The sequence below is a fragment of the Pseudomonas sp. RGM2987 genome, from assembly GCF_022952855.1.
Taxonomy (GTDB): domain Bacteria; phylum Pseudomonadota; class Gammaproteobacteria; order Pseudomonadales; family Pseudomonadaceae; genus Aquipseudomonas.
Genome location: NZ_JALJDX010000184.1, coordinates 23,420 through 46,132, shown reverse-complemented (window position 1 = coordinate 46,132; position 22,713 = coordinate 23,420). Strand labels below are relative to the sequence as shown.

The window sequence follows — 22,713 nt, the reverse complement described above, 5'->3', positions numbered from 1 at the left end:
GTGTATCAGGCGACATTGCTTAACCTGACCCACCGTCTTCGCGAGCAAGCCCGCTCCCACAGAGAGAGTGGTGTCTTCCTACTCTATTCAACGATTCGGTTGCGGTGTCAGGCGCAGATAGGGCTTCACCGCCCTATAGCCTTTCGGGAAGCGCCGCTTGATCTCTTCCTCATCCTTGAGCGACGGCACGATCACCACTTCATCACCGTCCTGCCAGTTGGCCGGGGTGGCGACTTTGTGGTTGTCGGTCAATTGCAAGGAATCGATCACCCGCAGGATCTCGTTGAAATTGCGTCCGGTACTCGCCGGATAAGTGATCGTCAGGCGAACCTTCTTGTTCGGGTCAATCACGAACAGCGAGCGCACGGTCAAGGTGTCGCTGGCGTTGGGGTGGATCAGGTCGTACAGGTCCGACACCTTGCGATCGGCATCGGCCAGGATCGGGAAATTGACCACAGTGTTCTGGGTCTCGTTGATGTCCTCGATCCACTTGTGATGGGAATCCACCGGGTCTACCGAGAGAGCAATCGCCTTGACGCCGCGCTGGGCGAACTCATCCTTGAGCTTGGCGGTGAACCCCAGTTCGGTGGTGCACACTGGCGTGAAGTCCGCCGGGTGAGAGAACAGCACGCCCCAGCTGTCGCCGAGCCATTCGTGGAAACGGATCTTGCCGACGCTGGAATCCTGTTCGAAATCGGGGGCGATGTCGCCGAGTCTGAGGCTCATGATGCGGCTCCTTGTGAGGTGTTGTGGAGCCTGACTGTGCCTCGGTTCCGGCGCTTTTAAAAAGAATAAATATTGATCTTATTAGAACTATTGTGAATATAAAAAACTGTTCACTGGCGCAGGCCTGTCTATGGGCAGAAGATCCCCTGCGAGGTTCGAGAAGGCCTCGAGTTGCTGAAAGAGGAGTTGTTTCGAGAAAGGCTACAGGGGTGGGCCTGACTCGAAAACGTAAAAGCCCCGCTCGGCGTGATGCCGGGCGGGGCTTTTTTTCGTTACGCGTGCGTGTTGCTTACAGCAGCGGCAGCGAGTAGCTGACGATCAGGCGGTTTTCGTCCTGGTCGCGCTGACCTGGGACGTCGTTGCGCCAGGTAGCGTTTTTCCACATTACGCCAACGTTCTTCAGCGGACCTTCCGGTACGACGTAGCCGACAGTGATGTCGCGTTCCCACTCGGAGCGGCCGGAGCCGTTCTCACGACCATTGGAACCGACGGTGTCGATGTTGTCGCCGCGCAGGTAGATCACACCAGCGGTCAAGCCAGGCACGCCCAGCTTGGCGAAGTCGTAGGAGTAGCGGCCCTGCCAGGTACGTTCGCCGGCACGGGCGAACTTGGCGATCTGCATGTCGGTGGTCAGGTAAGCCGACGAACCGTCACCCTGGTTCAGCCAAGGGAAATCACTGCTACCGTTGCTGACCTGGTAGCCGCCACCGAAGGTGTGACCGGCAACGGTGTACAGGAACAAGCCGCTGTACAGGTTGTTGTCGACTTTACCCCGGCCGGAGGTAGAACCGGTGTAGTTACCGCTGCTGTAGTAAGTGGAATCGTTACCGTTGGCACCGTCGCTGCGGCTGTTGAAATAGCGCAGGTCGGATTTCAGTACGCCCGGACCGATGGCCCAGTTGTGAACCAGACCCAGGAAGTGCTGCTTGTAGAAGTCGTCCAGGTTGCCGTAGTAGTACTGGGCAGTCAGGTCCTTGGTGATTTTGTAGTCACCGCCACCGTAGATGAACTTGTTGCTATCGCGACCGCTTGCGGTACGACCGTTCGCACCGGCAATGGACAACTCCTCGTTGTTGCTGGAGTTACGACCTTTGGCGTGCTCGATCTGACCACCCACCAGGGTCAGGTCCTTGATTTCGTTCGAGGTGATCTGGCCGCCCTGGAAGGTTTGCGGCAGCAGACGACCATCGTTGGTCACGATCACTGGCAGTTTTGGCTGCAGGGTGCCCAGCTTCAGCTCGGTCTGGGAAATCTTGGCTTTCGCAGTCAGGCCCAGGCTGGAGTAGTTATCCACCGCTTCGCCGTTAGACTTGCTTGGGAAGACCGTACCGCCGTAGCTGTTGTTGGAGGCGCCATTGGTGCCACCGCCCGAATCCAGCTTGATACCCAACAGGCCAATGGCATCGATACCGAAGCCAACGGTGCCCTGGGTGTAGCCAGAGGTGAAGCGCAGGTCAAAACCCTGGCCCCATTCTTCAGCTTTGTTGGTGGTGGCAGCCGAATCACGGTTGTCGTTGTTGATGTAGAAGTTACGCAGACCCAAGGTAGCCTTGCTGTCTTCGATAAAACCGGCGGCGCCTGCCTGCTGCGCCAAAACCCCAACGGCCACGGCCAGGGCCAAGGTGGACTTGTTCATGCTTCGCTCCTCTCGTTTTCTAATTCTTGTGTTTCTTTGGTTCCGGGTCGAATGCCCTGAATCCGCGGATGCGCGATTAGCGCCAGAGTGTGACTGGCAAGTCAATCGTAACCCTTTGTGATTACGACCATTGTCTAACCCCGCGATTCCGGCCCGCAGAATAATGGATTCTCGATACTTCCAAAAAGAATTGTTTCAGCACTTTTCAGATTATTTTGAAATATAGCTGCCATCAAAGCTTCGTCAAATCGCGATAGGGGTATCGGCCAGTATGCGGATTACTGAATGGACTGTTCGTCTGCACCTTTACAGGGCACAGATCCTTCAATCTCAAGGCCGGAAAGAAGATGCGGTGGCTTACGCTTCATGGGCAAACCTGCGACAGGCTGCAATCTTCGGTTTTTTTCTGCGGACAATTCCTTGTCCGAAGTCAAAAAGAGTGCAGCCTGACGCACAGTAACGGGGCGTTATACCTACAGGGCTTTCTCGAAGATCTTCGAGTTGCGCTGATAGTTGTAAAGCGACGCACGCGCTGCCGGTAACCGGTCCACGCTGCTGGGCTCGAAACCGCGCTCACGGAACCAGTGGGCGGTACGGGTGGTGAGCACGAACAGGGTCTTGAGCCCTTGGGCACGGGCACGGGTCTCGATCCGCTCGAGCAATTCATCGCCCCGGCCACCGTGGCGGTATTCCGGGTTCACCGCCAGGCAGGCCAGCTCGCCGGCATCCGAATCGGCGATCTGGTACAACGCCGCGCAGGCGATGATCATGCCTTCGCGCTCTACCACGCTGAATTGTTCGATCTCGCGTTCCAGCACTTCCCGGGAACGACGCACCAGGATCCCCTGCTCTTCCAGCGGGCTGATCAGGTCCAGCAAGCCGCCGACATCTTCGATGGCCGCCTCGCGTACCACTTCGAACTGTTCCTGGGCCACCAGCGTGCCGCTGCCATCGCGCGTGAACAATTCTGCCAGCAGCGCACCGTCCTCGGCGTAGCTGACGATATGGCTGCGTGCTACGCCGCCACGGCAAGCCTGGGCCGCCGCATCCAGCAGCTCGGCCTGATAGTCGCTGCCCAGGCGCTGGATGTGGGCTGGAACCTGCTGCGGGCGCAGTTCGCGCACCAACCGGCCATCTTCGCCGATCAGCCCCTGCTCGGCGCCGAACAGCAGCAGCTTGTCGGCGGCCAGGTCGATGGCCGCCCGGGTGGCGACGTCTTCGCAGGCGAGGTTGAAGATTTCCCCGGTGGGCGAATAGCCCAGCGGCGACAACAGTACGATGGAACGCTCGTCCAGCAAGCGGTTGATGCCCTTGCGATCGACCCGGCGCACTTCGCCGGTGTGGTGGTAATCCACGCCCTCCAGCACGCCGATGGGCCGCGCGGTGACCAGGTTGCCGCTGGCCACCCGCAACCGCGAGCCCTGCATGGGCGAGGACGCCATGTCCATCGACAGGCGCGCCTCGATGGCGATGCGCAGTTGGCCAACCGCGTCTATCACACACTCAAGTGTCGCCGCATCGGTGATGCGCATGCCGTGATGGTAATGAGGGGTCAGGCCTCGCGCAGCGAGGCGGGTTTCGATCTGCGGGCGCGAACCATGGACCAGTACCAGGCGCACGCCGAGGCTGTGCAACAGCACCAGGTCATGGACGATGTTGCCGAAATTAGGGTGTTCCACCCCATCGCCGGGGAGCATGACGATGAAGGTGCAATCGCGGTGGGCATTGATGTAGGGCGAAGCGTGACGAAGCCAATTGACGTATTCGGGCATGAACCTGGGCCTGTAATAAATAACAGCCGAAAAAAGACGAAGCAGGACGCACAGCGGGCTGGTGGTTATCGTCGGAACAGGCTTGGCGGCACGCGCGCTCTCCTTATGAATACGGGCCCGCGAGCGGGCAATTTAGCCAGCGGAGGCCGGCGTCAGGCAGTAATGTCCGATCAGTTGCCGCAACAACTGCACGGTAGGTTGTATACGTGACATTTCGAGGTACTCGCCCGGTTGATGGGCACAGGCAATATCGCCAGGGCCGAGCACCAGGGTCTCGCAGCCAAGGCGCTGAAGATAAGGCGCTTCGGTGCCGAACGCCACTGCTTCGGCAACGTAGCCGGTGAGTCGCTCGGCCACGCGCACCAGTTCGCAGTCTTCGGACTGCTCGAACGGCGGCACTTCGGGGAACAGCGGCGCGTAGTCGATCTTGACCTTATGGCGCTCGGCGATGGGGTTGAGCTTCTGCTGGATGGCCGCACGGAGCACCTGCGGGTCCATGCCGGGCAAGGGGCGCAGGTCGAATTCCATGGAGCATTGGCCGCAGATCCGGTTGGGGTTGTCGCCGCCATGGATGCAGCCGAAGTTCAGGGTCGGCTGGGGCACCGTGAACTGCGGATTGCGAAATTCGCGCTGCCATTGCAAGCGCAGGCCGCGCAGTTCGCCCATGGCGTCGTGCATGGCTTCAAGGGCGCTGTGGCCCAGGCTCGGATCGGAGGAATGCCCGCTGCGCCCGAGAATGTCGATGCGCTCCATCATCACGCCTTTGTGCAGGCGAATCGGCCGCAGGCCGGTCGGCTCGCCAATGATCGCCGCCCGTCCCAGTGGCCGCCCCGCATCGGCCAGGGCCCGGGCACCAGCCATGGAGCTTTCTTCGTCGCAGGTGGCGAGGATCAACAAGGGTTGCTTGAACGGTTGGTCCAGCAGCGGCTTGAGCGCTTCGATTGCCAGGGCAAAAAAACCCTTCATGTCACAGCTGCCCAGCCCGATCCAGCGATTATCGACTTCGGTGAGCTTCAGCGGATCGGTCTGCCACAGCCCACCGTCGAACGGCACCGTATCGCTGTGACCGGCCAGCACAAGGCCACCAGGACCACTGCCGTACGTTGCCAGCAGGTTGAACTTGCCGGGGCTGACCTGCTGGATATCGCAGAGGAACCCGAGGTCTCCGAGCCAGGCCGCCAGCAGCTCGATCACGGCACTGTTGGACTGATCCAGCGTCGGCTGGGTACAGCTGACCGAAGGCGTGGCGATCAGGGCAGCGAACTGATCTTTCATGGATGGCAAAGGCATCGCTGACTCCGGGCTTACGATTTGGCGTCCATCATAGAACCATCCGGCGCATGGAAGAAACCGTCGCGGCACGTAGGACGGATGACTCCTGTACACTGCACGACCTTGGCAGCCACACCCTTTCCCGGCTGCGCACCCGATCCCTGGATTTTCCGGCCATGCAGAAAGAAACCGAAATCAAACTCCGCGTCAGCCGCGAGACCCTGGCAGCCCTGCGCGAGCATCCGCTGCTGAAAAAACGTAACAAGAGTGGCTGGGAACGCCACGAATTGATGAATCAGTACTTCGACACGCCGGAGCGTGACCTGGCCCGGGCCAAGGTCGCCCTGCGCCTGCGTCGCGACGGTGAAGAGGTGATCCAGACCCTCAAGACCCGCGGCCAGAGCATTGCCGGCCTGTCCGAGCGCAACGAATACGACTGGCACCTGCCCAAGGCCAAGCTCGACCTGAAGAAACTCGACGGTGAATGCTGGCCCGAGGCCCTCGCGGACCTGGACAAGAAAACCCTCAAGGCCATCTTCACCACCGATTTCGTTCGCGAACGTGCGGAAATCGCCTGGGGTCGTGGCAAGGGCAAGGTGGTCATCGAAGCCGCCCTCGACCTGGGCCATGTGGTGGTCGGCAAGCAGAAGGAAGAGATCTGCGAGCTGGAGCTGGAACTGCGCGAAGGCGAACCCGCCGCCCTGCTGGAACTGGCCGCCGAGCTGGCTGAGACCCTGCCCCTGATGCCTTGCGACATCAGCAAGGCCGAACGCGGCTATCGCCTGCATGACGCGGCCAGCTATGCCCTGAGCCTGCCGGCGCCGCAACTGAGCGCCGAAATGCCGCTGGACGACGCCTTTGCCGCGCTGAGCTGGCACCTACTGGGCAGCAGCCAGCGTCTGGCCGAGCAATACCGCTTCAATGGCCATTGGCGCCTTTTGCAGGATTGGGTAGAGAACCTCGCCGAATTGCGCGCCCTGCTCAGCAGCCTCGGCCAGGCCGCGCCGCGCCAATCGACCCATGACCTGCGTGTCGCCCTGGATGCATTGCTGGAAGACTGGCGCCCGCTGGTGCAGGCCGGTGTGGAGGATGAAGACGTGCGCAAGGCGGCGCCGGAGCAGTTCCTCGAGGAGCTGCAGGACCCACGCTGGGGCCTGTTCTCCCTCAATACCGCGCGCTGGCTGCTGGCCCGTAGCTGGGCCGCCGAGCGCAACACCCGTGGCAACCGCCAGGGCGCCGCGCAACTGGGCAGCTGGCTGCCTCGCCTGCTGGGCGAGGAAGCCACCTCCCTGCAATTGCAACGCTACCAGCAGCAACCGGAAGACCTCGCCGAGCAACTGCCGCGCATCGAACGCATCCAGTCCTGGCTGCACCACGCCCGTCAGGTGCTGGAAGTGCCAGAAATGGATCGTCTCTATGGCGAGCTGAACAAACTGGCGCAACTGGCCAACGAACCGATTACCGACGAAACCCTGGATGCGCGCAAGCACCAGGCGATTGCGGTGTATCAGAATCGGGCGTGGAAGACTTTGTTGCGCCTGTAATCAAAATTTTGCGGTGTCTGAAATATCGCCTTCGCGAGCAAGCCCGCTCCCACATAAGGTCTTTGTCGTACACATTGCCTGTGTTCACTGAGGACTAACATGTGGGAGCGGGCTTGCTCGCGAAAGGGCCGGTACTGACTCCTTTGAAATCGGATCAGCGCACCACCGGCAGACTCGTCGTGGACTTGATCTCCGAAAGCGCCACGATCGAATTCACTTCCTGAATCCCCGGCACCATCGATAGCTTTTCAAAGAAGAAACGCTCATACGCCTCGATGTCCGCCGTGACGATACGCAGCAGGAAATCCACTGCGCCCATCAACACGTAGCATTCCAGCACTTCGGGAAAGCCGCGGATCGCCTCGGTGAATTCGGTGAAATTCGACCGACCGTGGGCATTGAGTTTGATCTCGGCGAAGATCTGCGTGTTAAGGCCGATTTTCTTCCGATCCAACAGGGTCACCTGGCTGCGAATGATCCCCTCGTCCTTCATCCGCTGGATCCGGCGCCAACACGGCGACTGGGACAAACCCACCTGCTCGGCAATCTGCGCGCTGGACAGCGAAGCATCCTCCTGCAGCAGCGCCAATATCTTGCGGTCGTAACCGTCCAACTCATTTTGCATAATTAAACCTATAGCCGTGGTGCCGACGAATTAATTAAACCCGCACATCACTAAAATAAGGAATTTTAGACAGGAAATACCGGCTCGCCCATGTAAACATTTCTCCCGCCTCCAGGAGAAACCACATGCCTTCACTCGACACCCTTGCCCCTGCTCGCGCCGATGCATGGCATCCCGCCAATCCCCATTGCCACGTGCAGTACCGCCTGCTGGCCGAAACCGAGCCCGATCTGTTGTGTCGGGCGTTGAATCTGTTTGCCTTACAAGGCCTTATCCCGCGGCAGGTTCACGTCGAGCGTCACGACGATCTGCTGTCCATGGACATCGGGGTGGACGGAGTGAGCTGGCACCGTGCCCAGGTGATCGCTGAAAAATTGCGTAACCTGATCAGCGTGTGCTCCGTGGAGCTGCAAGCGGCTGATATTGCGCGGGTTGCGCCGGTTCTGGCGGCAGGTTGAGCAGCCAAAGGCAAGAATTCGTAACGCATTGGTCGGGTAGTGGCCCAACGGTCCGCGGTGTCGGGACTATTCTTTTGCAGACCGAGCGAAGACGCAGAAGCGTCTGTATCGCGGCTTTGCTGCAACTGTCCAATAGGAAACCGCATGTCCACCAAACACGCCGCCACTCAGGATCGCTGGCTGGACCTCAATGATCTGCTACGCCAACTGGTTGCCCAAGGCATTATCAACCAGGACGCGGCCGAAACCGCGCTCAACGCCCGCCGACGCCACAGCGCCAGCAGCCAATTGCATCCACTGGAGTTCATCGCCAACCAGCATCTGGATGATCTGAGCCGACCCGGCAAGCGCCTGGACCTCGAAAGCCTGACGTTGTGGCTGTCCCAGCAGGCCGGCCAACCTTACATGCGTATCGACCCGCTGAAGATCAACGTAGCGGCCGTTACCCCGCTGATGTCCTATGCCTTTGCCCAGCGCCACAAGATCCTGGCGGTGGCGGTCGATCGTGATTCGGTCACCGTCGCCAGTGCCCAGCCGTATGTCAGCAGTTGGGAAGCCGACCTGACCCACGTGCTCAAGCTGCCCGTCAAGCGGGTGCTCGCCAACCCGGTGGACATCCAGCGTCTGAGCGTGGAGTTCTATCGCCTGGCCAAATCGGTCAGCGGCGCTACCACGGTTGACCAGCAGCCGAGCAACCTGAGCAATTTCGAACAGTTGCTCAACCTGGGCGCCAGCGACCAGGAGCCCGACGCCAACGACGCGCACATCGTCAATATCGTCGACTGGCTGTTCCAGTACGCCTTCCAGCAGCGGGCCAGCGATATCCACATCGAACCGCGCCGCGAGCAGGGCACCGTGCGGTTTCGCATTGACGGCGTGCTGCACACGGTCTATCAATTCCCGCCGCAAGTGACGATGGCGATCATCAGCCGCCTGAAAAACCTCGGGCGGATGAACGTCGCGGAGAAGCGCAAGCCCCAGGATGGCCGGGTCAAGACCAAGACCCCGGAGGGCGGTGAAGTGGAACTGCGCCTGTCGACCTTGCCCACGGCGTTCGGCGAGAAAATGGTCATGCGGATCTTTGACCCGGAAGTCCTGCTCAAGGATTTCGACCAGCTCGGCTTCTCTGCCGACGACCTGCGTCGCTGGCAGGATATGACGCGCCAGCCCAACGGCATCGTCCTGGTGACCGGGCCCACCGGTTCCGGCAAGACCACCACCCTCTACACCACCCTGAAGAAACTGGCGACGCCGGAGGTCAACCTCTGCACCATCGAGGACCCGATCGAAATGGTCGAGGCGTCCTTCAACCAGATGCAGGTCCAGCACAACATCGACTTGAACTTCGCCGCCGGGGTGCGGGCGCTGATGCGGCAAGACCCGGACATCATCATGATCGGCGAGATCCGCGACCTGGAGACCGCTGAAATGGCGATCCAGGCGGCACTGACCGGGCACCTGGTGCTTTCGACCCTGCACACCAACGATGCGCCGAGCGCCATCAGCCGCCTCTTGGAGCTTGGCGTGCCCCACTACCTGATCAAGGCCACGGTGCTGGGCGTCATGGCCCAGCGCCTGGTGCGCACGCTGTGTCCCCACTGCAAGGCCCCGCTGACGTTGGAGGAAGACGACTGGCAGACCCTGACCCGCCCGTGGCAAGCGCCTTTGCCAAGCAATGCCCAACAGGCGGTCGGTTGCCTGGAGTGTCGCGACACCGGTTATCGCGGCCGGGCCGGGGTCTATGAAATCCTGCAACTGACCGACAGCGTCAAGGCGCTGATCCATCCGGATACCGACCTGCTGGCAGTGCGGCGCCAGGCGTTCAAGGAAGGCATGCGCAGCCTGCGGCTGTCTGGCGCGCAGAAAGTCTCCGCCGGACTGACGACGGTTGAAGAGGTGCTGCGGGTGACGCCCCAGAGCGAGCAGAGATAGGGCCTGCTCGCATCCGCCAGCGAATGGAAGGATTCTGCAAACAAACCGAAGGGAACCCAAGCGAAGAGAATGGCCGATTGCCCTACACTCAGGATCAAGTCATCAACCGAACAAGGAACAGTCATGCAAATCGGCAGCGTACTTTTATTATTCGTCGCCCTGGTGGTCGCCATCCTGCTCATGGGCTTCAAGGTCGTACCCCAGGGCTATCAATGGACCGTCGAGCGCTTCGGGCGCTACACCAACACGCTCAAGCCCGGCCTGAACATCATCATTCCGGTGATGGACCGCATCGGTCGCAAGATGAACGTGATGGAAAGCGTGCTGGACATCCCGCCGCAAGAAGTCATCACGTCCGACAACGCCACGGTGCAAATCGATGCCGTGTGCTTCTTCCAAGTGGTCAACACGGCCCAGGCTGCCTACGAGGTCAACAACCTCGAACATGCCATCCGCAACCTGCTGCAAACCAATATCCGCACTGTGCTCGGCTCGATGGAACTGGATGCGATGCTGAGCCAGCGCGATGCCATCAACGAAAAGCTGCTGCGTACCATCGACGAAGCCACCGCACCGTGGGGCATCAAGATCACCCGGATCGAAATCAAGGACATCAGCCCACCGGCCGACCTGATGGCCGCGATGTCGGGGCAGATGAAAGCCGAACGGATCAAGCGCGCCCAGATCCTGGAAGCCGAAGGCCTGCGGGCCTCGGCGATTCTCACCGCCGAAGGCAAGAAGCAGGCGCAGATTCTCGAAGCCGAAGGCAGCCGCCAGGCCGCGTTCCTCGAATCCGAGGCCCGTGAACGCCAAGCCGCAGCCGAAGCGCTCGCCACCAAGGTGGTGTCCGAGGCGATTGCCCAGGGCAACGTCCAGGCAGTGAACTACTTCGTCGCACAGAAATATATCGACGCCCTGGGCCGCCTGGCCTCGGCCAACAACAGCAAGGTGATCCTGATGCCGCTGGAGGCCAGTCAGGTGATCGGTGCGGTTGGTGGCATCGGCGAGATCGTCAAGGCCACCTTCGACAGCAAGAAAGCCTGAGGCTCGCCCATGTGGTCTTTCCTGCAACACTTGTCGTATTGGGATTGGCTGGCGCTGGGCGTCATCCTGCTGATCCTGGAAGTATTCGGTGCCGGTGGGTACCTGCTGTGGATCGGCATGGCCGCGGCAGCCGTCGGCGTGCTGACGTTCCTTGCCCCGCAGCTGTCATGGGAGCTCCAGTTCCTGCTGTTTGGCCTGTTCGCCATGGCGACGGCGCTCTACTGGTGGCGCCGCCAGCGCAGCGCCATACGCGAGAGTGACCAGCCGCTTCTGAACCTGCGTGGGCAGGAGCTGATAGGCAAGACGTTCCAGGTACACGAAGCCATCGTCGACGGGCGTGGCAAGATCAAGGTGGCCGATGGTGTGTGGCTGGTAAAGGGCCCTGAAGCCCCGGTGGGCACTCGGGTCAGGGTGGTTGCACAGGAAGGCGCGGTATTGAGGGTGGAACGCCATGACTGACAGGTCATGGAACTGAACCGGGTGGCCGACGCTCAAAATGAGTAGTTAACCCAGTGGAGTCACCTATCATGCGTCTCAAACTTGCTGTCGCTACCCTGGCCTTGCTGTCGCTTCCCGTTGGCTCGGCAATGGCCGACACGTTTTGGCGTAACGTCATTTCGTCCGGTGCGACCACCGGCTCGACCTACCTGACCTTCAAGGATCACAAGCTGATCGTCGCCGCCCAGGACGACGCCGGCAGCTTCGTCGCCAGTGACGGCGGCATTCGTGGACCATACCTGGAAGCGGCAATGCAGAAAGTCCGTGCCGACAACCCAGGCCTGCAAGCCACCGACATGGAACTGGCCAACGCGATCCTGGCGAAAAACGCCGTCGCCCAGGATTGATTTCCAGCCGATAGAAAAATGCCGCTCGATTGAGCGGCATTTTTTTGCCTGCAATTAAAGACTGTATCCACCATCTTGTGGGAGCGGGCTTGCTCGCGAACGCGGTGGATCAACAACAAATCCGTTAACTGACACACCGCTTTCGCGAGCAAGCCCGCTCCCACAGGTTTTGAGTCACTCGCCGATGGCAGCCTGGTAACCCGCCGCATCCAGCAACTTGTCCAGCTCGGCCTTGTCGCTTGGCTTGAGCTTGAAGATCCAGGCGCCGTACGGATCAGAGTTGAGCAACTCCGGCGCGCCGCCCAGTTCTTCGTTGATCGCGATCACTTCACCCGCAATCGGGGAATAGATATCGGAAGCAGCCTTGACCGACTCCACGACTCCGGCCTGATCACCCGCGGCAAAGACCTTGCCGACCTCGGTCAGCTCGACAAACACCACATCACCCAAGGCTTCCTGCGCGTGGTCGCTGATGCCTACGGTGACGGTGCCGTCAGCCTCCAGGCGTGCCCACTCGTGGCTTTCGGCGAAACGCAGTTCGGCAGGGATATCGCTCATATTCTGTGTCCTCAAGAGAAGTGTCAGCGGCAAGCCACCTGCCGCAAGAAAAGGTTAGATCAGGGTTTTGCCATGACGCACGAAGGTCGGCTTGACCACTCGCACCGGGTACCACTTGCCACGAATTTCTACCTCGGCACGGTCAGCGGTCGCCATCGGCACCCGTGCCAGGGCGATTGACTTGCTAAGCGTAGGAGAAAAACTACCACTGGTGATCTCCCCTTCGCCAACATTGGCGATACGGACCACCTGATGGGCACGCAGGACGCCGCGCTCTTCCAGCACCAGGCCGACCAGTTTGTATTGCACACCGGCCGCCAGCTCGGCTTCCAGCGCAGTGCGGCCGATGAACTGACGACTTGCCGGCTCCCAGGCGATGCTCCAGGCCATGTTCGAAGCCAGCGGCGAAACGTCCTGGTGGATGTCCTGGCCATACAGATTCATGCCAGCCTCCAGACGCAGCGTGTCACGGGCGCCGAGGCCGATGGGAGAGATGCCGGCTCCCACCAGGTCGTTGAAGAAACTCGGGGCTTCGTGGGCCGGCAGGACAATTTCCAGGCCATCTTCGCCGGTGTAGCCGGTACGGGCGATGAACCAGTCGCCATCGGCGCGCCCTTCGAAAGGCTTGAGTTGCTGGATCAACTGGCTGCGGGACTGGCTGACCAGTTCGGCGATTTTATGCCGGGCCTGAGGGCCCTGGATCGCCAGCATCGCCAGCTCGGGGCGCTCGTGCAATTGCACGGCGTACTCGCCGAGCTGTGCCTGCATCCAGGCCAGGTCCTGATCGCGGGTCGAGGCATTGAAGACCAGCCGATAGCCGTCGTCGACACGATAGATGATCATGTCGTCGACGATGCCGCCGCGCTCAGTGAGCATGGTGCTGTACAAGGCACGTCCTGTGTCCTGCAAGCGGTCTACGTCGTTGGCCAGCAGGCGCTGTAGCCAGACCTTGGCCTGGGGGCCCGTCACGTCGATTACGGTCATGTGGGAAACATCGAACACACCGCAGTCGCGTCGCACCTGATGGTGCTCCTCGACTTGCGAGCCGTAATGTAGAGGCATATCCCAACCGCCAAAATCGACCATCTTCGCGCCAAGGGCGAGATGAAGGTCATACAGAGGCGTACGCTGTCCCATGGGTTTCTCCTTCCGGGCTTGGCGAAGGTGCGCACGTCCGACAGACGGACCGCACCGAATGCCGCGCATTGTAGCCGCACGATGTAGGACTGGCACCTAACTGTTTTGATGGGCTGAACGTCGTATCAATCCGATGACCGGCACCAGTCCCACCAGTACCAGCGTCAACGCCGGGAGCGCGGCCCGGGCCCACTCCCCTTCGCTGGTCATTTCGAAGATCCGCACCGCCAGCGTGTCCCAGCCGAATGGACGCATCAGCAAGGTCGCGGGCATTTCCTTGAGCACATCGACAAACACCAGCAATGCCGCGCTCAACGTGCCGGGTAACAGCAACGGAAGATACACCTTGAAAAACAATCGCGGCCCACTGACCCCTAGACTCCGCGCAGCTTCAGGCAGTGATGGGCGAATGCGCGCCAGGCTGCTTTCCAGCGGGCCGTAGGCCACGGCCATAAAGCGCACCAGATAGGTCAGCAGCAACGCCGACAGGCTCCCTAGCAACAATGGTTTGCCCGCACCACCGAACAGGGTCGACAGCGGGATCACCAGCTCACGGTCCAGATAGCTGAACGCAAGCATGATCGACACCGCCAACACCGAACCGGGCAAGGCATACCCCAGGTTCGCCAGGCTCACTGCGGCGCGAATCGGACGGGTCGGCGCCAGGCGCCTTGCGAACGCCAGCAGCAAGGCGACGCAGACGGTGATCAGCGCCGCCAGCCCTCCCAGGTAAAGCGTGTGGGCAATCAGCCCGGCATAACGCTCGTCCAGATCGAAGCGACCGCGCTGCCAGAACCACACCACCAGTTGCACCATGGGGATGACAAATGCGCAGGCGAATACCAGCAAGCACCAAGCGCTGGCCGCCAGCGCCTTGAGCCCGCGCAATACGTACAAGGCCTGGGCCCGTGGACGTTCGTTGCTGGCGCGCTGGGCACCACGGGCCCGACGCTCGCCATACAGCACCAGCATCACCGCGAGCAGCAGCAGGCTGGCCAGCTGCGCAGCACTGGAAAGACTGAAGAAGCCGTACCAGGTCTTGTAGATGGCGGTGGTGAAGGTATCGAAGTTGAACACCGATACCGCGCCGAAATCCGCCAGGGTCTCCATCAGCGCCAACGCCACGCCGGCGCCAATGGCTGGCCGGGCCATCGGCAGGGCCACGCGCCAGAACGCCTGCCAGGGTGATTGCCCGAGCACCCGGGCCGCTTCCATCAGCCCTTTGCCCTGGGCCAGGAATGCCGTGCGCGCCAGCAGATAAACATAAGGGTAAAAGACCAGGACCAGTACCAGGATCACCCCGCCCGTGGACCGCACCCGAGGCAGGCGCAGGTCGTTGCCGAACCCTTCACGCAGCAGGGTTTGCACCGGGCCGGCGAAATCCAGCAGGCCGACGAAGACAAACGCCAGCACGTAGGCCGGGATCGCAAACGGCAGCATCAACGCCCAGTCGAGCCAACGCCGGCCCGGGAACTCACACAGGCTGGTAAGCCAGGCGAGGCTGACCCCCAGCAATGTCACGCCAACGCCCACACCCATGATCAACGTGAGCGTGTTGCCCAGCAGCCGTGGCATTTGCGTGTCCCACAGGTGGGACCAGATCTGTTGATCGACGCTTTGCCAGGACAGCAGCAGGACACTCAGGGGCAGCAGCACCAACGCGGCGATGACGAAGGCCAGCGGATACCAGCGGCGTTGGACGGTGTGGGTCAAGGGGGACGCTCGTTCAGGTCAATGTGCCCATGTTAGGCGTGGAGCTGCATGGAATCACCTGTGGCGAAGCAGCTCGCTTGCGCTTGACCGGACAGGCGCTCCAGTGCGGAATGCTCGCAGGACAGGGGCTGCTACGCAGCCCAGCGGGAGCAAGCTCCCTCGCCACAGGATCATTTCAAATCCCTATGTTTGTGTTGCCTGCGTTTGTGGGAAAGACTCAACGCCAGCCGGCCCGATCCATCATGCGAATGGCCTCGGCCTGGCGCTTGCCGGCCACTTCCACCGGCAAGGTGTCAGCCTTGAACGTCCCCCAGGCAGCCACTTCCTTGGACGGCGCGACGTTCGGGTTGGCCGGGAATTCCTGGTTCACGTCGGCGAAGATACTTTGTGCCTCAGGCGTGGTCATCCATTCCACCAGCTTTTTTGCAGCTTGCGGATGCGGTGCATGTTGGGTCAGGCCGATGCCCGACAGGTTGATGTGCACGCCGCGATCCGCCTGGTTCGGCCAGAACAGCTTGACCTTCAGGTCCGGCTTCTGCTGGTGCAGGCGGCCGTAATAATAGGTGTTGACGATACCGACGTCGCATTGCCCGGCGTTGATCGCCTCAAGCAGCGCGGTGTCGTCGGAGAACACGTCGGTGGACAGGTTCCTGACCCAACCCTGAAGGATCTCCTCGGCTTTTTGGGCGCCGTGGGTTTCGATCAGGGTCGCGGTCAGGGACTGGTTATAGACCTTCTTCGAGGTGCGCAGGCACAGGCGGCCTTCCCATGCGTCACCTGCCAGGGCTTCGTAGGTACTCAGCTCGCCCGGCTTGACCCGGTCGGTCGAGTAGGCAATGGTCCGCGCCCGCAGGCTCAAGCCGGTCCAGGCGTGGGACGAGGCGCGGTATTGGGGCGGGATGTTGGCGTCGATCACCGGCGAGCTGAACGGCTGGAGAATCCCCATCTGCTCAGCCTGCCAGAGGTTACCAGCGTCGACGGTGAGCAGCAGGTCGGCGGTGGCATTTTCGCCTTCGGCCTTGATCCGCTGCATCAACGGGGCTTCCTTGTCGGTGATGAACTTCACCGCTACGCCGGTTTTCCTGGTGTAGGCATCGAAGACCGGTTTGATCAACTCATCGATACGCGAGGAGTAGACCACCACCTCGTCGGCGGCCTGGGCGAGCGTGGAGCCGATCAGGGTCAAGGCGAGGGCGGACAGCAGGCGCTTGGGTGCCAACATGGGGAGCGGTCTCTCGGACGGTGAAAGTGCGCAAATGATAAGGACTCACATTTGGCTTCTCAATCGAACAGTGGGCGGACACATTTCCAAATGTTGCAATAAGGGGATGGCGTGGTAACCGGGTGATCCTATCGCGATCAGGCCCGCTCCCACAGGGTTCTCTGTCGGGCACAGATTATGTGTTCGCTGAAGATCCATTGTGGGAGCGAGCTTGCTCGCGATGAGGCCATAAGCCTCACCCCAGGTCTCAGGCCTTGGCCAGCTCCGGCAGATCCCCGATCAACCCCAGCGCCTCACGCACAAACAGCGCCTTGGCTTCAGGCATGCGATCCACCAGCTTCAACCCGGTGTTGCGCAACCAGCGCACCGGCAACGGATCGGCCTGGAACAAGCGCTCGAAACCTTCCATCGCCGCCATCAGCGCCAGGTTATGCGGCATGCGGCGGCGCTCGTAGCGGCTCAACACCTTCACCTCCGCCAGCCGCTCACCCCGCTCTGCTGCCTGCAACAGCACTTCGGCCAGCACGGCGGCGTCGAGGAAACCCAGGTTCACCCCCTGCCCGGCCAACGGGTGAATGGTGTGGGCCGCATCGCCGACCAGCGCCAGCCCTTCGGCCACGTAGCGCTTGGCGTGGCGCTGGCGCAGTGGCACGCACAGGCGCGGGTCGGCGGCCAGGACGCTACCGAGCCGACCTTCAAAAGCCCGCTCCAGCTCGCTGCAAAATTCACCGTCCTCAAGCGCCATCAAGCGCTGTGCCTCGCCGGGCGTGGTGGACCAGACGATCGAGCACCAATCCTTCTGGCCATCGCGCTCCAACGGCAGGAACGCCAGCGGACCGTTGTCGGTGAAACGCTGCCAGGCAGTCATTCGATGGGGTTGGGTGCTGCGCACGCTGGTGACGATGGCGTGGTGCAGGTAATCCCATTCGCGGGTGGCGACGCCCGTCAGCCGGCGCACGGCGGAGTTCGCGCCGTCGGCGGCGATCACCAGCGGTGCCCGTAAAGTACGACCATCGGCCAGGGTCAGCAGCCAGTCGTCACCGGAGCGGCGCATCTGTTCCAGCCGTGCATTGGCCAACAGGCCGAGGTCGCAGTCATGCAGACGGTCCAGCAAAGCATCCTGCACCACGCGATTCTCGACGATGTGTCCGAGCACCTCGGCATGCAGGCTGGCGGCCGAAAAGTGGATCTGCCCGGTGCCGCTGCCGTCCCAGACGTGCATGTCGGTGTAGGGACTGGCGCGTCGGGCGGTAATCCCCTCCCACACGCCCAGGCGTTCGAGAATTCGCTGGCTGGCGGCAGACAGGGCACTGACCCGCGGCTCGAACGCAGCCTGGACATCGAACGGTTTGACGCTCATCGGGCTGCCGTCGAGCAGCAGTACTTGCAAGCCACTGCCCTGTAGGGCCAGCGCCAGGGCGCTGCCGACCATACCGGCGCCGACAATCAGCAGATCTGCACGCAATTCCATGCTTTAAGCCTGTTTTGCGGGCGGTGTTTGCCGCCCATGAAAAGAAAATCCAGCGCCGCGTTCAAGCATCCGGGCGCGTCCCCAGCCCCATGGCCTGGCGGGCGAACCAGCGCTTGGCCGGCGGCAACAGGTCGAGGCCCAGCAGGCCGAGATTGCGGCCCAGGGACACCAGCGGCAGATTGCTGCTGAACAGCCTCGTAACCTGGTCGGAGAAGCCTACGGTCAGGGTCTGGTCCAGCCGCTGGCGCTCGCGATACACCTGGAGTACGGCGAAATCCCCCGGCTCGCTGTCACTCTCGAGCAAGGCATCGGCCAGGGCCTGTGCGTCGCGCAGGGACAGATTGAAGCCCTGCCCGGCAATCGGATGCAGGCTGTGGGCGGCATTGCCGAGGATTGCCAGATGGGGACGAACCTGTTCTTCAGCCTCTACCAGCGCCAGCGGATACAGGTGCCGCACGCCGACCTGCTTCAGCGTACCCAGGCGATAACCGAAGACGCCCTGCAGTTCGCTGAGAAAACTCCGCTCATCGAGGGCCGCCAACCGCTGCGCGTCCATGCCCTGGCGAGTCCAGACCAGGGCGCAGCGGTTTTCCGGCAGCGGCAGCAAGGCCATCGGCCCGTCATCGGTGAAGCGCTCGAAGGCCATGCCGTTGTGCGCCTCGCTGGGCGTGACGTTGGCGATCAACGCACTCTGGTCATACGGCCGGTTGCGCACGCCGACGCCCAACTGTTCCCGCAGGCCGGAGCGGCCGCCGTCCGCCAGCACGGCAAGATCGCAATCGAGGATGGTTTCATCGTCGAGGGTCAAGCGATAACCGCCGACCAGAGGCTCCATGCGAGTGACCTGGGCCGGACAGCGCCAACTGACCACCTCTTTGTCCAGGCCTTGCCACAGGCACTGGCCGAGCCAGGCGTTTTCCACGACGTAGCCCAGTGCCGGAACGCCTTCTTCCATGGCCGACAGGCGCGCCGTGGAAAACCGCCCGCGATCGGACACGTGAATCTGCTTGATCGGTTCGGCGCGCCGGGAGATTTCCTGCCAGGCACCCAAGCGCTGGTAGATCTGCCGCGCGCCATAGGACAGCGCCGAGGACCGGGCATCGTAGCTCGGCTGCCAGGCATCGCCGGGGGCGAAAGGCTCGATCAGCATGATCTTCCAGCCCCGCGCCTTGGCGCCGGCTTGCAGGGCCAAAGCCAGGCTCGCGCCAACCAGGCCACCGCCGATGATTGCCAGGTTGACCCGGCTCATGCCGCGTCTGTCCGCGCAGCGGCCATCAGGGCCTCGATTTCGGCGACCGTCTTCGGCACGCCTCGGGTCAGGATTTCACAACCGGTTCGGGTCACTACCACGTCATCCTCGATGCGCACGCCAATGCCGCGCCATTTCTTCGCGACGCTGCGGTTGTTCGGGCTGACATAGATGCCCGGCTCAACCGTCAACGTCATGCCCACTTCCAATACCCGCCACTCGCCACCGACCCGGTATTCGCCGACGTCATGTACGTCCATGCCCAGCCAGTGCCCGGCGCGGTGCATGTAGAACGCACGGTAGGCTTCGCTGGCGATCAATTCGTCCACCTCGCCTTCGAGCAGACCCAGGCGCACCAACCCTTCGGTGATGACCCGGACCGTTGCCTCATGGGCCTGGTTCCAGTGCTTGTTGGGCGCGATCTCGGCGAATGCCGCTTCCTGGGCCGCCAGCACCACTTCATAGATCGCCTTCTGCTCCGGCGAAAACCTGCCGTTGACCGGCCAGGTACGGGTGATGTCACTGGCGTAGCAATCGATCTCGCAACCGGCGTCGATCAAGACCAGGTCGCCATCCTTGAGCGGCGCGTCATTCTGCTGGTAGTGCAGGATGCAGCTGTTGCGCCCCGCCGCGACGATCGAACCATAGGCCGGCATTTTTGCCCCACCCTTGCGAAACTCATAATCGAGCTCCGCTTCCAGGCTGAATTCATACAGCCCCGGCCGTGCTGCCTGCATCGCCCGGATATGCGCCTGGGCGGAAATCCGCGCGGCTTCACGCATCACCTTCACCTCTGCCGCCGACTTATACAAGCGCATGTCGTGGAGCAGGTGATCCAGGGCAACGAATTCGTTCGGCGGCTGGGCGCCAAGGTTGGCCTTGGAGCGGATCACGTTGATCCATTCCATCAGGTGCCGGTCGAATTCCGGGTTACTGCCCATGGCCGAATACACCCGGTCGCGACCTTCGATCAAGCCTGGCAGGATGTCGTCGATATCGGTGATGGGGAATGCGTCGTCGGCGTCGTAGTCACGGATCGCGCCTTCCTGACCGGCGCGCAGGCCATCCCACAGTTCGCGCTCGGCGTTGCGCTCGCGGCAGAACAGGATGTACTCGCCATGGGCCCGACCGGGCATCAGCACGATGACCGCCTGCGGCTCGGGAAAACCACTGAGGTATTGGAAATCGCTGTCCTGGCGATAGACGTGCTCGACGTCGCGGTTGCGGATCGCAACGGCGGCGGCGGGCAGGATTGCGATGCTGTTGGGCTCCATCTGCGCCATCAGGGCCTTGCGGCGACGGCTGTATTCCGATTTCGGGATATGGATCATGGGCAGACGGTGTTCCCTTTCAAGCGATCAGTGCAAGGACGGCTTGGCGGCCGGTTCAGCGGTTTTCTTGGTCTCGGTGAACAGCAGCAACGGCGCGACCCGCAGGTATTCCATCACTTCCATGTAGTCGCTCTCGCCATCATCGGACTCTTCCAGGGCGTCCTGGACCTGGGAGATCGCGGCCAGATCCTGCAACACTTCCTTGGCCTCGTCGCTCAGCGCATATTCGCGACGGGTCAGGCCGAAGCCGGCGAGGAAGCCCTGGCACCACTGGCCCAGCGCAGCGGCACGTTCGGCCAGCGGCGCATCGTCGGTGGGCAGCAGCAGGACGACGGTCATGTCGTCGCTGGTCAACTCGCCCTTGACCATTTCCTGCAGGCCGATCAGCGCGTTACGAACGTTGTCCGCCGGCTCGCCTTCCAGCAGCTCGGCGGCGTCGGCCAGCCAGCCTTCGGCATCAAAACCGGCGCCGGCGCAACTGCGACCCAGCAACAGGCCGTGCAGTTCGGCAGGCGAGACAGGATGACCGCTGGTGCTCAGCAGGGTGGCGAATGCTTGGTACGGGGAATTCTGAATGGGCATGGGCAGCTAGGCGCCAGACGGCGCTATGTCTAGAATGGAGGCCTTGTATCCTACATCGACAGACTCGCCAAGACTATCAGAGGCTGTGCGACCCTCATCCCCCATCAGACACAATCTTCAGTGGACACAATGGAAGACAACGACCTGCAAGCGCTGATGGCCAGACTCGAATTGTTAATTGACCGGGTCGAGCAACTTAAAAGCCAGAACGGACTCTTATTAGCTCAGGAAAAAACCTGGCGCGAGGAACGCGCGCACCTCATTGAAAAAAACGAAATCGCCCGGCGTAAGGTCGAATCGATGATTTCGCGCCTCAAGGCCCTGGAGCAAGACTCATGAGTTCAAGCAATAGCGTTACCGTGCAGATCCTCGACAAAGAGTATTCGATCATCTGCCCCCAGGAGGAGCGCAGCAACCTGGTGAGCGCCGCCCGTTACCTGGACGGCAAGATGCGCGAGATCCGCAGCAGCGGCAAAGTCATCGGCGCCGACCGCATCGCCGTGATGGCCGCCCTGAACATCACCCACGACCTGCTGCATCGCCAGGATACGCCGGACTTGCAGGTCAGCGGCTCGACCCGCGAACAGGTGCGCGACCTGCTCGAACGAGTGGATCTGGTGCTCGCCACTGATCCGGACGTCAGCAAGGGCTGATTCGAGAGATTGCCTGGGGTATACTTGCGTCACTCCCTGGGGTGCTTGCCAGTTGGTGATGTCCCTGAGCCGATACGCACAACCACGGGGGTTGCACGTTGGGGCCGGTGTGCATGTCCGCTTGACGGAAAGCCTTAACGCCCCCTGCAACTTCCACCTTGAACTTTCGGGTTCAAGGGCTAAGCCGACAGCGGTTCATCCGGGGAGCCTGATACCAGACAATGCCAGTCCATACGGACTGGCATTGTCGTTTCTGGCGCAGACGTTCCTGAGCGCGCCGGTTTACGGTTACGCTGTGGGCATCGCCACTGCGTGAAGCCTCGATATGACCGAACCTGCGCCACTGTCCCGCCCGCAACTTCGCCGCCTGCTGCGCCAGGCCCGTCGCGCGCTGACGCCCGCCCAGCAGAAACAGGCCGCCTACGGTCTCTATCGGCAACTGGCCCAGCATCCGTTGTTTCGTCGTGCGCGGCATATCGCCCTGTACCTGCCCAACGACGGCGAAATCGATCCGCGCCTGCTGCTGCGCGCCGCCCAGCGCCGGGGCAAGGCCACTTATCTGCCGGTGCTCAGCCCTTGGCCGCAGACCAAAATGGTTTTCCAACGCATCCGCCCCGGCGAAAAGCTGCGCCCTAATCGCTTTCGCATCCTCGAACCACAAATAAACATCGCCCGGCAACGCAAGGTCTGGGCACTGGATCTGGTGTTGTTGCCGCTGGTGGGGTTTGACGACGCGGGAGGCCGGTTGGGCATGGGCGGCGGATTCTACGACCGCAGCCTGGCGTATCTGGCACGGCGCAGGCAATGGCGCAAGCCGACGCTGCTGGGGCTGGCCCATGAATGCCAGAAAGTCGAACGGTTGGCGCAGGCAAGCTGGGACGTGCCGCTACAGGGAACGGTCAGCGACAGGCGCTGGTATATCGCAGGATAGACGCCGCACTTA

At 61.8% G+C, this 22,713-nt stretch carries 22 protein-coding genes and 1 other RNA gene; 10 read left to right on the top strand and 13 right to left on the bottom strand.

All coding sequences use genetic code 11. From position 1 onward, the window contains the following. Positions 1-87 precede the first annotated feature (87 nt). The 4 genes from RGM2987_RS11780 to argE all read right to left on the bottom strand — a co-directional run bounded on the left by RGM2987_RS11780 (position 88) and on the right by argE (position 5,424). The gene (locus RGM2987_RS11780) at positions 88-726 is read right to left on the bottom strand and encodes a peroxiredoxin (protein ID WP_245141092.1); all 639 of its coding nucleotides are present in this window, start codon (positions 724-726) and stop codon (positions 88-90) included. A 289-nt stretch (positions 727-1,015) separates the two neighbouring features. Beyond that, positions 1,016-2,362, bottom strand: a complete 1,347-nt coding sequence (locus RGM2987_RS11775) for an OprD family porin (RefSeq protein WP_245141089.1) — start codon at positions 2,360-2,362, stop codon at positions 1,016-1,018. A gap of 473 nt (positions 2,363-2,835) precedes the next feature. After that, positions 2,836-4,134: an amino-acid N-acetyltransferase gene (argA, locus tag RGM2987_RS11770; protein ID WP_245141086.1), complete on the bottom strand. Its 1,299-nt coding sequence runs from the start codon at positions 4,132-4,134 to the stop codon at positions 2,836-2,838. Positions 4,135-4,266: 132 nt separating this feature from the next. Beyond that, positions 4,267-5,424 carry an acetylornithine deacetylase gene (argE, locus tag RGM2987_RS11765; RefSeq protein WP_245141084.1) on the bottom strand — a complete coding sequence of 386 codons (1,158 nt, stop codon included), beginning with the start codon at positions 5,422-5,424 and terminating at the stop codon, positions 4,267-4,269. A gap of 158 nt (positions 5,425-5,582) precedes the next feature. Between argE and RGM2987_RS11760 the strand changes: the two genes are divergently transcribed. Continuing rightward, on the top strand, positions 5,583-6,950 hold the full coding sequence (locus tag RGM2987_RS11760; RefSeq protein WP_245141081.1) for a CYTH domain-containing protein: 1,368 nt from the start codon (positions 5,583-5,585) through the stop codon (positions 6,948-6,950). A 154-nt stretch (positions 6,951-7,104) separates the two neighbouring features. On the opposite strand, the gene RGM2987_RS11755 is transcribed toward RGM2987_RS11760, so the two are convergent. Continuing rightward, positions 7,105-7,575: an Lrp/AsnC family transcriptional regulator gene (locus RGM2987_RS11755; protein ID WP_245141078.1), complete on the bottom strand. Its 471-nt coding sequence runs from the start codon at positions 7,573-7,575 to the stop codon at positions 7,105-7,107. A 125-nt stretch (positions 7,576-7,700) separates the two neighbouring features. On the opposite strand from RGM2987_RS11755, the gene RGM2987_RS11750 reads away from it, so the two are divergent. The 5 genes from RGM2987_RS11750 to RGM2987_RS11730 all read left to right on the top strand — a co-directional run bounded on the left by RGM2987_RS11750 (position 7,701) and on the right by RGM2987_RS11730 (position 11,854). Next, positions 7,701-8,033 carry a hypothetical protein gene (locus tag RGM2987_RS11750; protein WP_245141076.1) on the top strand — a complete coding sequence of 111 codons (333 nt, stop codon included), beginning with the start codon at positions 7,701-7,703 and terminating at the stop codon, positions 8,031-8,033. A 144-nt stretch (positions 8,034-8,177) separates the two neighbouring features. Then, a complete protein-coding gene (locus RGM2987_RS11745) occupies positions 8,178-9,965 on the top strand; it encodes a type II/IV secretion system protein (protein ID WP_245141074.1) in 1,788 nt (595 codons plus the stop codon). A 123-nt stretch (positions 9,966-10,088) separates the two neighbouring features. After that, positions 10,089-11,009 (top strand): SPFH domain-containing protein, encoded by a 921-nt coding sequence (locus tag RGM2987_RS11740; RefSeq protein WP_245141071.1) that lies wholly within the window; start codon positions 10,089-10,091, stop codon positions 11,007-11,009. Between the two features lie 9 nt (positions 11,010-11,018). Next, positions 11,019-11,468 (top strand): NfeD family protein, encoded by a 450-nt coding sequence (locus tag RGM2987_RS11735; RefSeq protein WP_245141068.1) that lies wholly within the window; start codon positions 11,019-11,021, stop codon positions 11,466-11,468. Between the two features lie 65 nt (positions 11,469-11,533). Next, positions 11,534-11,854 (top strand): DUF2388 domain-containing protein, encoded by a 321-nt coding sequence (locus RGM2987_RS11730; protein WP_170846005.1) that lies wholly within the window; start codon positions 11,534-11,536, stop codon positions 11,852-11,854. Positions 11,855-12,028: 174 nt separating this feature from the next. Here RGM2987_RS11730 and gcvH read toward each other — a convergent pair whose 3' ends face one another. The 8 genes from gcvH to RGM2987_RS11690 form a co-directional block, all read right to left on the bottom strand. Then, entirely contained in the window at positions 12,029-12,412 is a 384-nt protein-coding gene (gcvH, locus tag RGM2987_RS11725; RefSeq protein WP_245141066.1) for a glycine cleavage system protein GcvH, read from the bottom strand. 54 nt (positions 12,413-12,466) lie between these two features. Further along, a complete protein-coding gene (gene gcvT / locus RGM2987_RS11720; protein ID WP_245141064.1) occupies positions 12,467-13,549 on the bottom strand; it encodes a glycine cleavage system aminomethyltransferase GcvT in 1,083 nt (360 codons plus the stop codon). Between the two features lie 96 nt (positions 13,550-13,645). Then, entirely contained in the window at positions 13,646-15,262 is a 1,617-nt protein-coding gene (locus RGM2987_RS11715) for an iron ABC transporter permease (RefSeq protein ID WP_245141062.1), read from the bottom strand. A gap of 217 nt (positions 15,263-15,479) precedes the next feature. Further along, positions 15,480-16,484: an extracellular solute-binding protein gene (locus tag RGM2987_RS11710; RefSeq protein WP_245141059.1), complete on the bottom strand. Its 1,005-nt coding sequence runs from the start codon at positions 16,482-16,484 to the stop codon at positions 15,480-15,482. 247 nt (positions 16,485-16,731) lie between these two features. Then, positions 16,732-17,949: a 2-octaprenyl-3-methyl-6-methoxy-1,4-benzoquinol hydroxylase gene (locus RGM2987_RS11705; protein ID WP_245141094.1), complete on the bottom strand. Its 1,218-nt coding sequence runs from the start codon at positions 17,947-17,949 to the stop codon at positions 16,732-16,734. Positions 17,950-18,016: 67 nt separating this feature from the next. Beyond that, entirely contained in the window at positions 18,017-19,204 is a 1,188-nt protein-coding gene (gene ubiH / locus RGM2987_RS11700; protein ID WP_245141057.1) for a 2-octaprenyl-6-methoxyphenyl hydroxylase, read from the bottom strand. Next, positions 19,201-20,535, bottom strand: coding sequence for a Xaa-Pro aminopeptidase (pepP, locus tag RGM2987_RS11695; protein ID WP_245141054.1), 1,335 nt, complete (start codon positions 20,533-20,535; stop codon positions 19,201-19,203). Before pepP ends, ubiH begins: the two co-directional genes overlap by 4 nt. 27 nt (positions 20,536-20,562) lie before the next feature. Next, a complete protein-coding gene (locus RGM2987_RS11690; protein ID WP_245141052.1) occupies positions 20,563-21,117 on the bottom strand; it encodes a YecA family protein in 555 nt (184 codons plus the stop codon). A gap of 129 nt (positions 21,118-21,246) precedes the next feature. On the opposite strand from RGM2987_RS11690, the gene RGM2987_RS11685 reads away from it, so the two are divergent. From RGM2987_RS11685 to RGM2987_RS11670, 4 genes are all read left to right on the top strand, one after another. Further along, a complete protein-coding gene (locus RGM2987_RS11685; protein WP_025216048.1) occupies positions 21,247-21,456 on the top strand; it encodes a TIGR02449 family protein in 210 nt (69 codons plus the stop codon). After that, complete coding sequence (locus tag RGM2987_RS11680; protein WP_030138126.1) at positions 21,453-21,770, top strand: cell division protein ZapA; 318 nt, start codon at positions 21,453-21,455, stop codon at positions 21,768-21,770. The genes RGM2987_RS11685 and RGM2987_RS11680 overlap by 4 nt, the downstream gene beginning before the upstream one ends. A 30-nt stretch (positions 21,771-21,800) precedes the next feature. Next, a non-coding RNA gene (ssrS, locus tag RGM2987_RS11675) (6S RNA) lies at positions 21,801-21,980 on the top strand. Positions 21,981-22,095: 115 nt separating this feature from the next. Next, positions 22,096-22,701 (top strand): 5-formyltetrahydrofolate cyclo-ligase, encoded by a 606-nt coding sequence (locus tag RGM2987_RS11670; RefSeq protein ID WP_245141050.1) that lies wholly within the window; start codon positions 22,096-22,098, stop codon positions 22,699-22,701. Positions 22,702-22,713: the final 12 nt, after the last annotated feature.